A 15318-nucleotide genomic window follows, 5' to 3' on the forward strand; every position below is an offset into this window, starting at 1 on the left:
CTGCTCAAGAAGGTGTCGGGCCGCATCATCAACGAGGTGCGCGGCATCAACCGCGTCACGTATGACGTGAGCAGCAAGCCGCCAGCGACAATTGAGTGGGAATGATCTCCCCTCTCGCCCAGCAAAAAGGCCACCTCGCGGTGGCCTTTTGTTTGGCGGGTGGAGCCTCAGCCTTTGGCGGGCAGCCAGGGCCGGATCCAGCCCAGGCCCTCGCCGGTGCCGCGCGGCACGGCGCCGCGACGCGGGCGGTATTCGCAGCCAATCCAGCCGTCGAAGCCGAGTTCGTCGAGCAGGGCGAACAGGTAGGGGTGGTGGATTTCGCCCACGTCGGGCTCGTGGCGCTCGGGCACGCCGGCAATCTGGATGTGCCCGACGCGGCCAGTGGGCAGGTACTGGCGAATCTTCATGGCCAGGTCGCCTTCCATGATCTGCGCGTGGTACAGGTCCATCTGCACCTTCACGTTGTCGGCGCCGATCTCGGCGATGAGTTCGTGCGCCTGGGCTTGCCAGCTGAGGAAGAAGCCGGGCATGTCGCGCTGGTTGATGGGCTCGATCAGCAGATTCACGCCCGCGGCGGCGGCGCGCGGCGCGGCGGCCTTGAGATTGGCCACGTAGGTGGTGCGGGCCAGCTCGGGGCTCATGCCCTCGGGCACTTTGCCGGCCATCACGTGCACGCGCGGGCAGTTCAGGGCCTGGGCGTAGCGCAAGGCCTGGGTGATGCCGTCGGCGAACTCGGCCTCGCGGCCAGAGATGCAGGCCAGGCCGCGCTCGCCGCCGTCCCAGTCGCCGGGTGGGGCGTTGAACAGCACCTGTTGCAGGCCATTGGCTTGCAGGCGTGCGGCCAGTTCCTCGGGCGCGTAGGCGTAAGGGAAGAGGTACTCGACGGCGGTGAAGCCATCGGCCGCGGCGGCGGCGAAACGGTCAAGAAAGTCCAGCTCGTTGTAGAGCATGGAGAGGTTGGCGGCGAAGCGTGGCATGGTGCGGGCGGTGAAAAAGGGGCGGGTGGCTTACCAATGGGCGCCGAAGGCCTGGCGCAGTTCGTCGATCTGGGGCTCGGTGAGCGGCGGCGCCCCATCGGGGCCCAGGGCTTGCACCAGGCGGGCGGTTTCTTCCAGTTCTTCGAGCACGGCCATGGCCGAGGCGGGGGTGTCGTGCCACACATTGGGCCCCAGCCGGGCCAGCATCACGGCGCGCAGTTGGCGGCCTTGTGCCGCGTGGGCGGCGATGGCCTGGGCCACGCGCTCGGCCGCGGCCGGGTCGCCGGGGCGATGGTAGGCGATGTGGGGCACGCGGCCCACCTTCATGACGAAGTAGGGCGTGATGGGGGGCAGCAGCTCGGCCTGCGGGTCGAGCGCGCCACCGGCGAGGGCGTCGGCCGCAAAGGCCTTGAGCGAGCAGGCCACCAGGGCGGTGCTGTGGGTGTGGATCACGCAAGCCGCCGGGCGGCCGGCGGCCTCGGTGGCCTCGTAAATGCGGCGGTGCAGCGCGATGGTTTTGCTGGCGCGTTCGCCCGAGAGCTGCTGGCCTTGTGCGTCAAGCCGGGCCAGCGCCTCGGGGCGAAGGGTGCCCAGGCAGGCGTCGGTGGGGGTGATGAGAAAGCCGTCGGCCAGCCGCACGCTGATGTTGCCGGCCGTGGCGTGCACGTAGCCGCGCTCAAACAGGCTGCGGCCCACGCGGCAAATCTCGTCGCGGGCCTGGGCTTCGCTCAGGGCATGAGGCAGGGCGGTGCTCATGGGGCCAGGGTCTGGAAGGCCTTGGTGAAGAAGTCGGTGGTGCCGAAGTTGCCCGATTTCAGGGTGATGTGCACGCCACCCTCGGCGTTGAGGGCCGGGTCCACCGGGGCATGGCACCAGGGCACGCCGGGGTCGATCTGGCCACCGATTCGCATGCGCTCGATGCCCAGGGCCTGCACGCAGGCGCCCGAGGTTTCGCCACCGGCCACCACCAGTTGCTGCACGCCGCGCGCCACCAGGCCACGCGCGATGCCGGCGATGGTGCGCTCCACCATGGCGCCGGCTTCTTCCACGCCCAGGCGGCCCTGGATGGCCTTCACGTCGCGCGGCTCGGCGGTGGAATAGACCAGCACCGGCCCGCTGGCCAAGTGCGGCTCGGCCCAGGCCAGGGCCTCGGCGCACACGTCCATGCCGGCGGCGATGCGCAGCGGGTCAATGGCCAGCGCCGGGCGGCCGGATTGAATGAAGTGCAGCACCTGCGCGTTGGTGGCCGCCGAGCAACTGCCCGACACGATGGCCTTCAGGCCGCGCACTGGCGGCAGTTCGGCGGCTTGCGACGAGGGCTCGATGCCGAAGTTGGCCGGCAGGCCAATGGCCACGCCCGAGCCCGCCACCACCAGGGGCAGGTCGGCAAGGGCCGGGCCCAGGCGCAGCAGGTCGTCGTTGGAGATGGCGTCCACGATGGCCACGCCCACGCCATCGGCCTGCAGTGCGGCCATGCGCTGGCGAATGGCCTCGGGCCCCTGGGCCACCACGCTGTGGTCGATCAGGCCCACGCGCTGGCGCGTTTGTGCCTGCATCACCCGCACCAGATTGGGGTCGGTCATGGGCGTGAGCGGGTGGTTTTGCATGCCGCTTTCGTTCAACAGCACATCGCCCGCGAACAGGTAGCCCTTGAACACGGTGCGCTTGTTGTCGGGGAAGGCGGGCGTGGCCACGGTGAAGGGCAGGCCCAGGGCCTGCATGAGCGCGTCGGTGACGGGGCCAATGTTGCCCTGCGGCGTGCTGTCGAAGGTGGAGCACACCTTGAAATACACCTGTTGCGCGCCCTGCGCCTGCAACCAACGAAGCGCCTGCAGCGATTGGGCCACGGCGTCTGCCGGCGCGATGGTGCGCGACTTCAGCGCCACCACCACCGCGTCCACTGGCTCTTGCATGGGCTCGCTGGGCACGCCAATGGTTTGCACCACGCGCATGCCGGCGCGCACCAGGTTGTTGGCCAGGTCGGTGGCGCCGGTGAAGTCATCGGCAATGCAACCCAGCTTCACGCGCGGCTGGTTCGTGCCTGTTGTCATGCCTGTTTCTCCGGCAGGCTGATGCCCGGGAAGATCTTGATGACGGCGCTGTCGTCCTCGCGGGCGAAGCCGGCGGTGGAGGCCTGCATGAACATCTGGTGCGCGGTGGCGGCCAGGGGCAGGGGGAATTTGCTGGCGCGCGCGGTGTCGAGCACCAGGCCCAGGTCTTTCACAAAAATGTCCACGGCAGACAGCGGCGTGTAGTCGCCCGCGATGACATGGGCCATGCGGTTCTCGAACATCCAGCTGTTGCCCGCGCTGTGGGTGATGACCTCGTACAGCGCATCCGGCGCTACGCCCTCGCGAATGCCCAGGGCCATGGCCTCGGCGGCCACGGCGATGTGCACGCCCGCCAGCAACTGGTTGATGATCTTCACCTTGCTGCCCGCACCGGCCTTGTCGCCCAGGCGGTAAACCTTGCCTGCCATGGCGTCGAGCACCGGGTTGGCCACGGCGTAGGCCTCGGGGGTGGCCGAGGTCATCATGGTCATCTGGCCGCTGGCGGCCTTGGCCGCGCCGCCGGAAATGGGGGCGTCCACGTAGTGCAGGCCCAGGGCTTGCAGGCGGGCTTCCAGCGCGATGGACCAGTTCGGGTCCACTGTGGAGCACATGATGAAGGCGCTGCCCGGCTTGAGCGCGGCGGCGGCGCCACCGTCACCGAACAGCACCTGTTCGGTCTGGGCCGCGTTCACCACCACCGACACCAGCACCGGCACCTGCGCGGCCACCTCGGCCGGCGTGCGCCAGGCGGTGCCGCCATCGGCCGCGAAGGCTTGGGCGGCCTCAAAGCGCACGTCGCACACGTGCACATGAAAGCCGTTGTGGCGCAGGGTTTTGGCGATGCCGGCGCCCATGGCGCCCAGGCCGATCACGCCGACGGTGGGGGTGGTCATGTGGAGAGTCCTTTCAGCGAAATGCGGGCGCTCAGACGAGGGCCCAGATCAAGGCGGTGAGCAGGAAGCCGGCCACGCCCAGCACGGTGGTGAGCACCGTCCAGCTGCGCAGGCCATCGGCCACGCTCAGGCCCAGGTAGCGGGTGACGATCCAGAAGCCCGAGTCGTTTACGTGCGACAAGCCCAGGCCACCAAAGCCAATGGCCACGGCCAGCAGCGCCACCTGCACGGTGCTGTAGCCGCCGCTGGTCACGGCCTCGGCCAGCAGACCGCAGGTGGTGAGAATGGCCACGGTGGCCGAGCCTTGCGCGGCGCGCAGGGCCATCGAGATCACGAAGCCCGCCAGGATCAGCGGCAGACCGGCGCCCGAGATGGTGGTGGACAGGGCCGCGCCGATGCCGGTGGCGGTGAGCACCTTGGCAAACACGCCGCCCGCGCCGGTCACCAGGATCACGGTGGCCGCTGGCGGCAGGGCCGACTCCATCACCTCGTTGGTCTTGGCGTTGCTCCAGCCCTGGCGCTTGGCGATCAGGAAGAAGGCCAGGCCGATGGCCACCATCAGCGCAAAGATGGGAGCGCCAATGAAGCCCAGCACCGCGCGCACCGGGTCGCCCTTGGGCAGCAGGGTGGCGCCGGTGGTGCCGATCATGATGAGCAGCAGCGGCACGACGATCAGCGTCAGCACCACGCCCACGCCAGGGGCCTGAAGGCGCGCTTTTTCGCTGCTGCCGGCATCAAAGGCGGCGAACTGCTCGGCCGTGGCCGGCAGCATCTCGATGCGGCGGCGGTTCAGCCAGGCGCTCACGTACTGCGAGAGCACGGCCAGGGGCAGGCAGACCGCCAGACCGATCAGCGTGATCCAGCCCACGTCGGCGCCCAGCACGGCCGCGCCGCCCACGATGCCCGGGTGCGGCGGCACCACCACGTGGGTGGCCAGCATGATGCCGGCCACCGGCAAACCGAATTTCACCGGGTCCACCTTGGCGGCCTTGCAGAAGCCGTAAATGATGGGCACCAGGATGATGAAGCCCACGTCAAAGAACACGGGAATCGACAGCACCAGCGCCGCGGCGGTGAGCGCCGCTGGCACGCGCTTGGGGCCCAGCAGGCTGGTGAAGCGGTGGGCCAGGCTGCCCGCGCCGCCCGAGACTTCAATCACCCGGCCCAGCATGGCGCCCAGCGCCACCAGAATGGCCACCGAACCCAGCGTGCCACCCATGCCCTGAATGAGGGTGGGCACGATGTCGCCCATGGGCAGGCCAGCGGCAAAGGCCACCAAGATGCTCACCAGCATCATGGCCACGAAGGCATGCACCTGAAAACGGATGATCAGCAGCAACAGCAGGGCGATGCTCGCCAGTGCAATGCCGAGAAGGGCGGGGGTGGTCATTTGTTGGGGTCTCCGTGGACGAAAGGCGGACCGATCGCTCACGCACCGGCCCGCCTTCCAAGCTAATTGATCGGGTAATCATACAACTTTCACCAAGCGCACAGTCCAGGAAAAGCCCTGGACCCTGTCACGCAGGTGGCAAAACGGGAGTGCTCAGGCGGGGCTCGGCGGCGATCAGGTCACGGGCATAGCGCCCACCGTCTTGCTGCCAGAAAGTGGGGTCGGCCTGGTCGATGCGGCGCGCCGCGTTCTTCATGTGCTGGGCCGCGGCGGCGCGGGCGCCAGTCGGGTCACCGGCCTCGATGGCGGCCACCAGCGCCTGGTGCTCGCGCAGCACATCGGCCGCGAAGTGGGCGTTGCGTGCCTCGTTGGCGCGCGTCACGCGGGTGGCGCCGCGCAGGAACTGCGAAAGGTAGTCCAACGTGTGGATCAGAAACGGGTTGCCCGCCGCCTGGGCAATGGTGCGGTGAAAAGCCACGTCTTCCTCCACCCCGTCACGACCCGCCTGCACGGCGGCGTCAATGGCCTGCAGCGCTTCGCGAATGGCGCGCACATCCGCCTGGCTGCGCCGGGTGGCGGCCAGCTCGGCCACCTCGGCTTCCAGGGCGCGGCGCACCTCCACAATTTGCAGCACCGCCTCTTTGGAGGCGCTGGTCAGCGGATCGAACTGCAGTGGCTCGAAATCGGGCCGCGCCACGTACATGCCGCTGCCTTGGCGCGCGTCCACCAGGCCCATCGATTTCAAGCGCGACACCGCCTCGCGCACCACGGTGCGGCTCACCCCGAACTGCTGCGCCAGCGCTTGCTCGGTGGGCAGCTTTTCGCCCTGGGTGAGCCGACCGGCACGGATTTCGGCCTCCAGGGAGGCGGCCACTTGGTCGGCCAGGCGGGCGCCGGGCTTGATCGCAGGAAAAGTGAAGGACATCGCAAACGGGAAAAAGGGTAGGGCCGGCTAGGCCAACATCCAAGGGCTGCAACTGTACCGCCAGCCCGCACAGGCAGCGAATGCCCGCACTACACTGGCGGCTCTCGACATGCCCAGCCCCGTACGGCACCGCACCATGTACCTGCCGCCCCAGTTCGCCTGCCGCGACCTCAGCGTCGCCCGAGACATCGCGCGCTCATACCCCCTGGCCCAACTGGTCTCGGTGGACGACGAAGGCCTGCCCTTCATCACCCCCCTGCCGCTGCACTGGGTAGAAGAAGGCCCTCACGGCGTGCTGCTGGGCCACGTGGCCAAGCCCAACCCCCATGCCCGCTTTCTGCGTGACCGGCCGCGCGCCCGGGTGGTGTTCCAAGGCCCCCAGGCCTACATGTCGCCCCGCGTGTACGCCGATCTGCAGCGCGTGCCCACCTGGAGCTACCTGGCCCTGCACCTCACGGTGGAGGCGCGCTTCATTGACGCGTTCGACGACAAAGACCGCCTGCTCAAGCACCTCATTCACGACCACGACCCGGCCTACGACCCGCAGTGGCGCAGCCTGCCAGAGGACTACCAGCACAAGATGGTGAACGGCATTCACGCGTTTGAATTGCACATCACCGATTGGCAGTGCAAGGTCAAGCTCAACCAGCACCGGCCGGAATCCCATGCCGCGATGCTGGCTACTTACGAAGCCGGCAACGAGAACGAGCGCGCGCTGGCCGCCTGGATGCGCCGCCTGGGGCTTGGGGAGTCGAATTGATGCGCCGTTGGAGCCGCCGCGCCTGGCTCGCCGCCGCCCTGGCGGGCATGGCTTCGCCAGCGATGGCGCAGATGGCGCCCTGGGCCAGCCCGGCACATGAGCGCTGGAAGGCCGAACTGGCCGCCATTGCCGCCAACGACCAGCGCCGCCTGCCGCCGGCGGGCAGCATCCTCTTCGTCGGCAGTTCCACCATTCGCATGTGGCAGGGGCTGGAGCAGGCCTTTCCCGAACAAGGGCCGGTGATCCGGCGCGGGGTGGGCGGGTCTCGCCTGCAGGAATGGGTGGAGTTCGTGCCCGACCTCGTGCTGCCCTACCGACCCCGGCAGATCGTGCTGTACGCAGGCGAGAACGACCTGGTGGAAGGCTTCGGCCCCATGGACTTGCTGGGCGCTTTTATTGCCTTCGTGCGGCGGGTGCGCATTCACCTGCCCGAAGTGCCCATTGCCTACGTGTCGATCAAGCCCAGCCCGTCGCGCATGGCGCAGTTGGAGGCCATGCGCGAGGCCAACCTGTTGATCCAGACCTTTGTGCTGAACGAGCCAAATTTGGATTACATCGAGCTGCACGCCGCCATGCTCGACAACGACGGCCAGCCGCGCCCCGAGCTGTACCAACGCGACAAGCTGCACCTCACCCGCGAAGGCTACGGGCTGTGGCGGCAGGTGATCTCAGCGCACCTTCGGCGCTGAGGGCCGCTGCCAGGGCAGGCGTCGCTCGTCACGCGCTTGAGAGACGAGGGCGGTGGCGAACAGCCCGGCGAACGCGCCGAGCAAAATCACCAGGTCTGTGGTCCATGGCCGCAGCACCTCGGTCGAGCCGAAATAGGCCAGGGTGAGCATGGCGATGATCAGGTGCAGGCAGAACACCGACAGCGAATGCTGCCCCAGCAACTCCAGGGGCAGCGGCCTGGGCAGCCGGGCTTTCAGCCAAGGCCCCGCCGCCAGCAGCAGCGCGAGCAGGCAGGCGAAGTTCACCATGCGCAGCGGGCCCAGTGCCCATTTGTCGAACAGCCAGGTCATGAGCGGCACGCCCGGCATCGGGTCTTGGCCTACCAGGTGGCGCCACACCAGGGACACCATCGCGAACACCGCCGCCGGCACCCACACCCAGGCCGGAATGCGCGGCAGCGGCGCCTGCCGGGCGCCCAGCGCCAGCCCCAGCACCCAGAGAAACTGCCAGGCCAGGACGTGAAAGGCCCCCATGTCGCGGTAGGGAATGGGCATGGGCACCCAGCGGTTCACCGCCTGGTACAGCCAATGGGCCGCCCCCCATTGCTCGGCCAGCCAGATCAGGCCGCTCAACGCCAACACCGGCCCCCACCCCCGGCGCAAGCCGCGCGCCAGCACCCAGGGGCTCACCGCCATGAACACGATATAGATGGGCAGGATGTCCAACAGCGGCGGCGTGTACACCAGCAGCACCGAGCCCACCACGGCCGTCACCGGTTTGAGCAGGTAAAACTCCACCAGCCCGGTCATGCCACCCTGGTGGTTGCGAATGCCCAGCCACGCGAACAGCGTGAAGGCCAGCAGCAGCAAGCCCAACTGGCAGAAATAGAGCTTGCGGGCGCGCTGCCAGAAGGCTTGGCGCATGGCCGGCACGCCTTGGCGCAGGGCCTTGCGGCTGTACACCTGCCCGGCGATGAAGGCCGACAGGAACACAAAACCCTCGGCTGCCGACACATAGCCAAACGGCTGCCCCAGCGGCGACGAAAACTGCGTCGGCATGTGGGTCAGGGTCATGAGCACGAGCATGAGCCCACGCAGGGCGTCAAGCTCCCATCGGCGGCTGGAACTGGGTGGCATGGCGGATTCGGGACAACCCGGCATGATGCCACGTGCCCGATACCGCCTGGGGCACCCGAACGACTCGCCTACACTCGCCCGATGCCCGTCTCTCCCGCCATTTCCCCTGCCATTGACGAGGCCTGGATGCGAGAGGCCCTGGCCGAGGCCCGCCTGGCCGCCGACGCCGGCGAGGTGCCCGTGGGGGCGGTGGTGGTGCGCGACGGCCAGGTGATCGGCCGGGGCCGCAACGGCCCCATCGGCGCCCACGACCCCACCGCCCACGCCGAAATCGTGGCCTTGCGCCAAGCCGCCGCCGCGCTGGGCAACTACCGCCTGGACGGCTGCACCCTGTACGTCACGCTTGAGCCCTGCGCCATGTGCACCGGTGCGCTGCTGCACGGCCGGGTGGGGCGCGTGGTGTTTGGCGCCGCCGACCCCAAGACCGGCGCCGCCGGTTCGGTGGTCGATCTGTTCGCCCAGCCCGCCCTGAACCACCACACCCAAGTACAGGGCGGTGTGCTGGCCGAGGAGGGCGCCGCGCTGCTCAAGCGCTTCTTCCAACCCCGTCGCGCCAACACCCAGCCCGTGCGGGAGGACGCGCTGCGTCCCGGCGCCGATCGGTTCGCCTCGCTGCCCGACTTCCCGTGGGCCTCGCAATGGGTGGACGACCTCCCCAGCGCGCCGGGCTGGCGCCTGCACTACCTGGACGAGGGCCCGGCCGATGCGCCGCTCACCTGGCTCTGCCTGCACGGCGTGCCCACCTGGTCTTACTTGTATCGCCACCTGGTGCCCACCTGGCTGGCGGCCGGGCACCGCGTGGTGGCGCCGGACCTGATCGGGTTCGGCCGCAGCGACAAGCCCAAAAAAGAGACGCAACACCAGTTCGCTTTTCACCGCGATGCCCTGCTGGCGCTGATCGAGCGCCTTGACCTGCGCCGCACGGTGCTGGTGGTGCATGGCATCGGTGCGGCCCTGGGCCTGAGCCTGCCCACGGCCGCCCCGCAACGCTTCGCCGGTTTGCTCGCCCTGAACGCCCAATGGCCCGATGACCCGGCCGCCCAGTTGGCCGAGCGGCGTTGGGCCCACGAGTTGTCGCGAAAGCCCGCACTCGACCTCGACCACTGGTGGTCGGCTGAGCCCCAGGCCGGGCAGCCCTACGGTGCGCCATTCCCCGACCGTGGGCACCGCGCCGCCTTGCGCGCCCTTGATGCGCTTGAGCCCTCGCACCCACCAGGCGATGTGCAAGCCATCTGGCAGGCGGCCCGCCACTTCTGGCGAAACGACTGGACTGGGCAAAGCCTCTTGCTCCTTGGCCAGCCTGACCCCTGGCGCAGCACCGCCGCCATGCAGGCGCTGGCGGCCGGCATCCGGCACGCACCGCCCGCCGTGGTGTTGCCCGGCGCTGGCCACGCCCTGCCGGAAACCTACACCGACCTGGCCGCCCTGGCCTTGCAGCACTTTTCTTCGTCACCGCCTTCACCATGAGCCACATCTACATCTATTCCCCGTCCAGCGCCGTGCGCGACAAGGCCGCTTTTCGCCGTGGCGTGCGCCGCCTGCAACAACTGGGGCACGAGGTGGAAATCGACCCATCGGCGCTGGACCATCACATGCGCTTTGCGGGCGACGACGCCACCCGCCTGGCCGCCATTGGCCGGGCTGCCGCCAGCGGCGCCGACATTGCCCTGATCTCGCGCGGCGGTTATGGCCTCACGCGCCTTCTGCCCGATCTGCCCTACAAGGCCATCGCCCGCTCCATTGAGCGCGGTACCCAGTGGGTGGGCCTGAGCGACTTCACCGCCCTGCAACTGGCCACGCTGGCCAAGACCGGCGCCATCACCTGGGCCGGCCCAGCGCTGGGCGAAGACTTTGGCGTGGCCGGCACGCCCGACGACATCATGGAGGCCTGTTTTGATGACCTCGTGCAGGGCCATGGCGAGGGCGCCGGCTGGCGCTTGCCGGTGAGCGACGGCAAAGCCTTCGGCCCCGACTACCGTCTCAAGATCGACAAAGCCCCGCTGTGGGGCGGTAACCTGAGCTTGCTGGGCTCGCTGGTGGGCACCCCCTGGCTGCCCAACATCCGCAAGGGTGTGCTGTTTCTGGAAGACGTGGGCGAACACCCGTATCGGCTGGAGCGCGAACTCACGCAACTGCTGCACGCGGGCATTCTTGACCAGCAGCGCGCCATCTTCCTGGGGGCGTTCAACAAGTTCACGCCAGTGGCTGGCTACGACCGCGGGTTCGGCCTGGCGTCCATGGTGGAGTGGTTGCGCAGCAAGACCCGCACGCCCATCTTCACCGGCCTGCCGTTCGGCCACGTGCCCACCAAGGTGCTGTTGCCGGTGGGCGCCGAGGTGGAGGTGCTGGTGGAAGGGCGCGATGCCCTGATCGTCTGGGACTGAGCCGGGTGGGGCCGGCCTCAGCGCCCGGCCCGTGAACGAGCACCGGCACTGATCAGGCTGGCCGGCACCAGCCCCTGAAACACCGGGTTCAGGCGCTGGACACGCTGCACCGCCTCGGCCTCGCCATACAGCCGACTGAGCGTGGCGACCACCTCGGCCCGCGCGTACCACAGGGCGTGGGCGTCGTGCAGGTACTTCAGTCGGCTGCAAAGGGCCGGGTTCAGCCGGGCTCCTTCGGTGCCCAGCACATCGATCATCGCTTGGCGAACAGGCTCCAGTGCCTCGTGGTAGTCACGGGGCAGGTCCGGCCCCAAAAGGGCCGAGAGGCTGTGGCGAAGACCGGGCTTGAACCAACGCATAAGGCGGCAATTCGTGCGAATTTGTAAAAGTGAACACAGAATACGGCCCAGGGGTATCTGAGCGCAATCGCGTTTGCTCCCAGTCTTTCAAAAAAACAACAACCGAATCATGCGCTTATCAGCCGTCATTCATCCGTCGCATTCAGTAGGCATACACAGGGCTTGCTCACCCGCCGAGACATGCGCTGCGTGGACAAAGCGCCGCGAGAGCGACCGCTGCGCGCCAGGTGCTGTGCTCTAATCGCGCGACGCTTGAGTGCCCATGCCCGATCTTTCCATCGCCTTTGTTGATTTGACCGGCAGCGTGTCCGTGTTTGAAACACTGGGCAACGACCTCGCCACCCAGACCATCACCCGCCTCACCCAGTGGGTGGGCGGCAAAGCCGTGGAAAACGGTGGCCAGGTGGTCAAGATGCTGGGCGACGGCGTGCTGATGAGCTTTGCCGACAACAACAAGGCCGTGAGCACGATGGTGCAGATCCAGCAAGAGCACGCCACTCGCTCGCGGCAATTGCCCGATCTGGTCAAGCTGCAAGTGCAGATCGGGGTGGCGCGTGGTCCGGTGGTGGTGGTCGATGGTGACTGCTTCGGCGACGCGGTGAACATGGCGTCTCGCCTCAGTGACCTGGCCGGCCCTGAGCAAATCTTGGTGAGCGACGCGGTCATTCGAGGCCTGAGCAGCCGAGCCGGTGCGCGGTTTCGCAGCCTGGGCCCCATGCGAATCAAGGGCAAGGCTGACCCTTGCGAGGTGTTCCGCATCGAGTGGCACGCCGAAACACCCTCCGAGTTCCTCACCATTCCCGCCGACCTGCATGCCATGACCTCTGGCGATGGCGACACGGCCCAGGGCATCGAACTGTCATGGTTGACCTCGCGGCAGGTGTTCGCCATGAAAGACCTGCCTATTCACATTGGTCGGGTGCCAGAGGCCCAGTTTGTCGTGTCCGACCCCCGCGTGTCGCGCCTGCACGCGCGCATCGATGCCCGCTCGGGCAGCTTCGTGCTGGAGGACACCAGCAGTTATGGCACCTGGGTTCGCTTTGAAGGGACCGACCACGCCATCGTGCTGCGTCGCCAGGAGTGCTTGCTCCACAGCAATGGCGAGATAGCCATGGGCGCCCCTTTTGGCGACTTCGGCTCGCCCACCATTGCCTTTCGCATGATCGACGGCGCCTTGATGCTGGGGAAGAAGCGCTTGCGCGCCTGAGCGCTGGCCGATGCCGCCCCGGTGCGCGTTGGGCGCGCCGTGTGGCCCACCAATACAACCATTGAGGAGACACCCATGGGCTGGACAAAACGCGTGCTGATGGGAGGCGCCGCCACGCTGGCGGTGGTGGGCCTGGGGTTGGGCCTCTATGTTCAAAAGAGCTTGCCGGCGCTGGACGGCGAGTTGGGCCTGCCCGGCCTGAGCGCCCCGGTGCAGGTGCTGCGCGACACCAGCGACGTGACGCACGTGCTGGCCCAGACCCCCGACGACGCCTGGCGAGCCCTGGGCTACGTTCATGCGCAAGAGCGAGGCTGGCAACTCGAATTCAACCGTCGGGTGATGCGTGGCGAACTGGCCGAGGTGTTGGGCGAGGCCGCGCTGGAAACCGACAAACTCATGCGCACGCTGGGCATTCGCCAGGCGGCACAGCGGCAGTACGAGCAATTGCCTGCCGATGCCCGCCGACCGCTGGACGCTTACGCCGCGGGCGTGCGCGCCTTCATCGATAGCGGCCAGCAGGCACGGGCGCCCGAGTTCGTGCTGCTCGGCATTGACCCCCAGGCCCAGGCCCGGGAGGGAAAGGGCTGGGACGCCATCGACAGCGTGGGCTGGTCGATCATGATGGCGCTCGACCTGGGCGGCAACTGGGGCCATGAACTCGCGCGCCTGTCGGCGCTGCAGGTGCTCGACACCCAAGGGCTGTGGCAGTTGTTCCCGCCTTATGAAGGCGAACCGCCGGCGGCCAAGGCCGATCTGGCCAAGCTCTACCGCGAACTGGGCGCGCTTCGCCCAGCCAAGGTGGCCAGCGCTGCCGCGCCAGGTGCCGCCACGGGTGGATGGCAAGCCAGCCTGGCGGCGGACTTGAACGGCTGGGCCGCTGACCTGGGCCACAGCGAAGGCAAAGGCTCCAACAACTGGGTGGTGGACGGCAGCCGCAGCGCCTCGGGCAAGCCACTGTTGGCCAATGACCCGCACCTGGGATTGAGCGCGCCGGCCATCTGGTACTTCGCGCGCCTGCAGGCACCCGATGCCGATGGGGCCAAGGGGCTGGACGTGATCGGCGCCACCTTGCCTGGCCTGCCTTTCGTGGTGCTGGGCCGAACCCGGGGCGTGGCCTGGGGGTTCACCAACACCGCGCCCGACGTGCAAGACCTCTACCTCGAGCAGATCAATCCGGCCAACCCAGCCCAGTACCGCGTGCCCTCGGCCTCGGGCGAGATGGCCTGGGCCGATTTCGAGACGCGGCAAGAGGTGTTCAAGGTCAAGGGCAAGCCCGATGTGGTGCACACGGTGCGCCACACGCGCCACGGCCCTGTGCTGAGTGACGCCCAGCCGCGCCAGGCCGAACTGATCGACACGCAGCGCTTTGCACTGGCCCTGCGTTGGACGGCACTGGAGCCCGATGGCGGCAACGTGGTCGCCTCATTGGCGGCCAACCGCGCCACCGACGTGGACAGCTTGCGCCAGGCCTTCAGTGCCTTTGTGGCCCCCATGCAGAACGTGCTGATGGCCGACACCCAGGGCCGCATTGCCTACAAGGCGGTGGGGCGCGTGCCGGTGCGCCGCGCCGACAACGACATCATGGGCATGACACCTTCACCCGGCTGGGATGCCCGCTACGACTGGACGGGCTACCTGCCATACGCCGAGACACCACAAGACGATGGACAAAAAGGCTGGATCGCCACCGCCAACCAGCGCATCCATGGCCCGGACTACCCCCACTTCCTCACCCAAGATTGGGCGCCCCCATACCGTCAGCAGCGCATCGAGCAGTTGCTGAAGGCCACGCCCCACCACGACGCGGCCTCTTACCGCGCCATCCACGGCGATCTGTACGCGCAGGCCACATTGCGGCTTTTGCCTTTCCTGCAGAAGACCACGTCCCAGCATGCCCTGGCACCGGTGGCGCTGAAAACGCTGAACGGTTTTGATGGCGTCATGCGGGCGGACCACGCCGCTCCGCTCATCTTCACCGCCTGGATCGACGAGTTCACGCGGGGTGTGATTGGGCAACGCCTCGGCAAGGAACGATTCGAGTCCTTGTACGGCAAGCGCAATTTCCGCTCGGCGGTGGAAGGCATTCTGGAACGCGACGACAAGAGCTGGTGTGGGGCCGAGGGTTGTGCGGCGGCCAGCGCTGCCGCGCTGAGCCGCGCCCTGGACAAGATCGCCCAGGCACAGGGGCAAGACGTTGGCCAATGGCAGTGGGGCAGGGCTCACCCGGCCTTGTCGGTGCATCGCCCACTGAGCAACATCAAGGCCCTGGCGCCCTTGGTTGAGGTGCGCACGCCCACCGGTGGTGACCCCTTCACCGTGAACGTGGGGCAATACCACCTGGACAAGGCCGACGCGCCCTATGCCAACCGCCACGCGGCCAGCCTGCGCGCCATCTATGACCTGTCCAACCTGGACAACTCTCGCTTCATCTACCAGACCGGTCAGAGCGGGCACCCCTTGTCGGGCCGCTACCGCGACATGGCGGGCGAATGGGAGGACGTAGAGTACCGGCCCCTGAGCATGAACCCCGGGAAGGGTGTCAGCACCTTGACGCTCAAGCCCTAAGG

At 68.0% G+C, this 15318-nt stretch carries 15 protein-coding genes; 7 read left to right on the plus strand and 8 right to left on the minus strand.

What is annotated here, in order from left to right; all coding sequences use genetic code 11:
• Positions 1 to 105: hypothetical protein (locus ACE3RQ_RS15425; protein ID WP_374523024.1), on the plus strand; the 105-nt coding region annotated here is incomplete at its 5' end.
• 62 nt (positions 106 to 167) lie between these two features.
• On the opposite strand, the gene otnI is transcribed toward ACE3RQ_RS15425, so the two are convergent.
• From otnI to ACE3RQ_RS15455, 6 genes are all read right to left on the minus strand, one after another.
• Positions 168 to 977 (minus strand): 2-oxo-tetronate isomerase, encoded by an 810-nt coding sequence (gene otnI / locus ACE3RQ_RS15430; protein WP_374522939.1) that lies wholly within the window; start codon positions 975 to 977, stop codon positions 168 to 170.
• Positions 978 to 1007: 30 nt separating this feature from the next.
• On the minus strand, positions 1008 to 1709 hold the full coding sequence (locus tag ACE3RQ_RS15435; RefSeq protein ID WP_374523025.1) for an aldolase: 702 nt from the start codon (positions 1707 to 1709) through the stop codon (positions 1008 to 1010).
• A gap of 20 nt (positions 1710 to 1729) precedes the next feature.
• The gene (gene otnK, locus ACE3RQ_RS15440; protein ID WP_374522940.1) at positions 1730 to 3028 is read right to left on the minus strand and encodes a 3-oxo-tetronate kinase; all 1299 of its coding nucleotides are present in this window, start codon (positions 3026 to 3028) and stop codon (positions 1730 to 1732) included.
• Positions 3025 to 3921, minus strand: a complete 897-nt coding sequence (gene ltnD, locus ACE3RQ_RS15445) for an L-threonate dehydrogenase (RefSeq protein WP_374522941.1) — start codon at positions 3919 to 3921, stop codon at positions 3025 to 3027. Before ltnD ends, otnK begins: the two co-directional genes overlap by 4 nt.
• 31 nt (positions 3922 to 3952) lie before the next feature.
• A complete protein-coding gene (locus ACE3RQ_RS15450) occupies positions 3953 to 5311 on the minus strand; it encodes a GntP family transporter (protein ID WP_374522942.1) in 1359 nt (452 codons plus the stop codon).
• Between the two features lie 127 nt (positions 5312 to 5438).
• Complete coding sequence (locus ACE3RQ_RS15455; protein ID WP_374522943.1) at positions 5439 to 6236, minus strand: FadR/GntR family transcriptional regulator; 798 nt, start codon at positions 6234 to 6236, stop codon at positions 5439 to 5441.
• Between the two features lie 136 nt (positions 6237 to 6372).
• Between ACE3RQ_RS15455 and ACE3RQ_RS15460 the strand changes: the two genes are divergently transcribed.
• Together ACE3RQ_RS15460 and ACE3RQ_RS15465 are read left to right on the plus strand one after the other, a co-directional pair.
• On the plus strand, positions 6373 to 6996 hold the full coding sequence (locus ACE3RQ_RS15460) for an FMN-binding negative transcriptional regulator (protein WP_374522944.1): 624 nt from the start codon (positions 6373 to 6375) through the stop codon (positions 6994 to 6996).
• Positions 6996 to 7685 carry a GDSL-type esterase/lipase family protein gene (locus ACE3RQ_RS15465; protein ID WP_374522945.1) on the plus strand — a complete coding sequence of 230 codons (690 nt, stop codon included), beginning with the start codon at positions 6996 to 6998 and terminating at the stop codon, positions 7683 to 7685. Before ACE3RQ_RS15460 ends, ACE3RQ_RS15465 begins: the two co-directional genes overlap by 1 nt.
• Here ACE3RQ_RS15465 and opgC read toward each other — a convergent pair.
• Positions 7665 to 8801, minus strand: a complete 1137-nt coding sequence (opgC, locus tag ACE3RQ_RS15470) for an OpgC domain-containing protein (protein ID WP_374522946.1) — start codon at positions 8799 to 8801, stop codon at positions 7665 to 7667. The two genes, ACE3RQ_RS15465 and opgC, sit on opposite strands and share 21 nt — an antisense overlap.
• A gap of 81 nt (positions 8802 to 8882) precedes the next feature.
• Here opgC and tadA point away from each other — a divergent pair, with 81 nt between their 5' ends.
• Together tadA and ACE3RQ_RS15480 are read left to right on the plus strand one after the other, a co-directional pair.
• The gene (gene tadA, locus ACE3RQ_RS15475; RefSeq protein WP_374522947.1) at positions 8883 to 10268 is read left to right on the plus strand and encodes a tRNA adenosine(34) deaminase TadA; all 1386 of its coding nucleotides are present in this window, start codon (positions 8883 to 8885) and stop codon (positions 10266 to 10268) included.
• Positions 10265 to 11185 (plus strand): LD-carboxypeptidase, encoded by a 921-nt coding sequence (locus tag ACE3RQ_RS15480; RefSeq protein ID WP_374522948.1) that lies wholly within the window; start codon positions 10265 to 10267, stop codon positions 11183 to 11185. The genes tadA and ACE3RQ_RS15480 overlap by 4 nt, the downstream gene beginning before the upstream one ends.
• A gap of 17 nt (positions 11186 to 11202) precedes the next feature.
• On the opposite strand, the gene ACE3RQ_RS15485 is transcribed toward ACE3RQ_RS15480, so the two are convergent.
• Positions 11203 to 11544, minus strand: a complete 342-nt coding sequence (locus ACE3RQ_RS15485; RefSeq protein WP_374522949.1) for a hypothetical protein — start codon at positions 11542 to 11544, stop codon at positions 11203 to 11205.
• Between the two features lie 262 nt (positions 11545 to 11806).
• Here ACE3RQ_RS15485 and ACE3RQ_RS15490 point away from each other — a divergent pair, with 262 nt between their 5' ends.
• Together ACE3RQ_RS15490 and ACE3RQ_RS15495 are read left to right on the plus strand one after the other, a co-directional pair.
• Positions 11807 to 12751, plus strand: a complete 945-nt coding sequence (locus ACE3RQ_RS15490) for an FHA domain-containing protein (protein ID WP_374522950.1) — start codon at positions 11807 to 11809, stop codon at positions 12749 to 12751.
• A 75-nt stretch (positions 12752 to 12826) separates the two neighbouring features.
• A complete protein-coding gene (locus tag ACE3RQ_RS15495; protein ID WP_374522951.1) occupies positions 12827 to 15316 on the plus strand; it encodes a penicillin acylase family protein in 2490 nt (829 codons plus the stop codon).
• The last annotated feature ends 2 nt before the right edge of the window (positions 15317 to 15318 follow it).

The organism is Hydrogenophaga sp. (assembly GCF_041913525.1).
Lineage (GTDB): Bacteria > Pseudomonadota > Gammaproteobacteria > Burkholderiales > Burkholderiaceae_C > Hydrogenophaga.